Origin of the sequence: Microcoleus sp. D3_18a_C4 (assembly GCF_036702415.1) — a bacterium.
In the GTDB taxonomy this organism is placed as follows: Bacteria; Cyanobacteriota; Cyanobacteriia; order Cyanobacteriales; family Microcoleaceae; genus Microcoleus.
The window spans coordinates 1-2177 of sequence record NZ_JAUBTI010000068.1; the positions used below are offsets into that span (position 1 = coordinate 1).

Below are 2177 nucleotides of genomic sequence, written 5' to 3' on the forward strand. Positions count from 1 at the left end.
ATTTTAAAGTCCCAAAAGCCTTTCGACCCCAATTATTTACTCGCTACCCCTTGACAGATCAAGACAGTATCTACAGTTAACTCGTGACTGATGACTAATTTAAAATCGCTGCTTTGTACCGAGTATAAATTTGATGTCGCCGGAGTCGCTAACACCCACATCTAAGCGAATTAATCCAAAGGACGATCGCACCCTCACACCCACCCCAACACCCGCCCCAGTCCCCGGTTTGTCCCTGACTACGGCCGGTTTTCCGAGTACACTATCTCCCGTGCCCAAATCCGACGCAAAATCAACAAATATCACGCCGCCAACATCCTGACCCACAGGAAACCGATATTCCCCGGAAGCTAAAAAATAACTCCGCCCACTGCCAATATCCCCGCTATCGTAACCCCGCACGGAATTGCGGCCGCCGAGGCGAAAAGCTTCCGTTGGTGGCAAATCCCCAATTACCGTCCCCGCTTGCAAGTTAAAAGCCAGCATTTCGGGCAAGGCTTCTGACTCGCTGATGCCGAACAAAGTTACTGGTACATAATGTATATAATTTGCTAACAGCCTGTTGCTCACAATATTACCTCGCCCCAAAGGTATCGACTGCTCGGTGCTGAGGCTGAGAATCGAGCCGCTGGTGGGGTTGAAGGGATTGTCCCGCCGATCGAGGAGCGCACCAAAAGAAACAGTGTATAACTCGTCAACGCCGCTGCCACTGAATGTGAGAGGATTGCCGAGTTCGTCGCGGCGGGCGATATTTAAGTTGCGATCGCGCGTACTGATGTTTGTATAATTCAGTCCCAAAGTCGATTGCCAATCGCCCAAAGGTCTGGTAAACCTGAGATTTCCCCCCATCCGAATTTCCCGAACTCGGTTCCCGTTGGGCAAATCAATATCTTTGTTGAAAATTTCCGATATTCTGCGATCGCCAAAAGCTCTCACACTGTATCCCAAACGGTCTTCGGCGGCAACGTAAGGGCTGACAAACTGGACATCGTACTGGATACCTCGGAGGCTGGGCTGAAGTTCCACCGCCAGCCGCTGCGGGGTTGTACCGAAAGTTCGATCGGTATAGGAAAGAGGAACCGCAACGCCAACATCATCACTAAGACTGGCACTCACGCTAAAAGAGCGAGCCGATCGCTCTTGAACGTTGTAGATTACATTAACATCCGTGCCAACTTCTTCGATCGAAACCGTAACTTTCTCAAACAATCCCAATTGCTGCAACTGCTGTAAATCCGATCGTACAACTTCCCGGCTGTAGTTATCCCCCGCCTTGAGTTTGATCTCACCTCGGATAAAATCTTCCGAAATTCTGCCCTCAACCGGATTCCCTTTTTTATCAACAGCTTCGCCTCTGGAATTGACAAAGCGAATTTTCACATCAGCAACGTAAACGCCTTCAGCATTGCCCGCTTGACTGATTTGTAGAGTACCGCCTAGCTGTCGGGCGTTGCTGTTTACTGCTTCGGGGATTTCGGCTTGTGCCGCGATCGTCGCCGGAGTTTTTAACAGAGATGTAAAATCTTTATTGTGGCTGGACTTGAGTGAGGGCGATTCCCTAGGGGATAGCTGCGCCCCGCGTACTTCAGCCAACATTCCTGTGCCACCAAACAATTCATCTCTTGTGGAACGGGCATCTTGCCCGTTGTTGACAGATGCTGCACCGTTCTTGAGAGAGGTTGCACCATTTTCCATCAGCTTTTGATGAACAGCCAACATTCCTGTGCCACAAAACAATTCATCTCTTGTGGAACGGGCATCTTGCCCGTTCTTGACAGATGCTGCACCGTTCTTGAGAGAGGTTGCACCATTTTCAATCAGCTTTTGATGAACAGGCAAGATGCCTGTTCCACCAAACAATTCATCTCTTGTGGAACGGGCATCTTGCCCGTTCTTGACAGATGCTGCACCGTTCTTGAGAGATGCTGCACCATTTTCAATCAGCTTTTGATGAACAGGCAAGATGCCTGTTCCACAAAACAATTCATCTCTTGTGGAACGGGCATCTTGCCCGTTGTTGACAGATGGTACACCGTTCTTGAGAGATGCTGCACCATTTTCAATCAGCTTGTGATGAACAGCCAACATTCCTGTTCCACCAAACAATTCATCTCTTGTGGAACGGGCATCTTGCCCGTTGTTGACAGATGGTACACCGTTCTTGAGAGATGCTGCAC

Annotated in this window: 1 protein-coding gene; it reads right to left on the reverse strand. The window is 49.5% G+C overall.

The features are described 5' to 3' along the window. Positions 1-99: 99 nt before the first annotated feature. Positions 100-2088 (reverse strand): BamA/TamA family outer membrane protein, encoded by a 1989-nt coding sequence (locus tag QUB16_RS23455; protein ID WP_445251158.1) that lies wholly within the window; start codon positions 2086-2088, stop codon positions 100-102. Positions 2089-2177: the final 89 nt, after the last annotated feature.

What these genes read in the sequence shown, in the direction of transcription:
- QUB16_RS23455 (WP_445251158.1), bottom strand. Translation starts at nt 2,088, where the DNA reads ATGTTGGCTGTTCATCACAAGCTGATTGAAAATGGTGCAGCATCTCTC.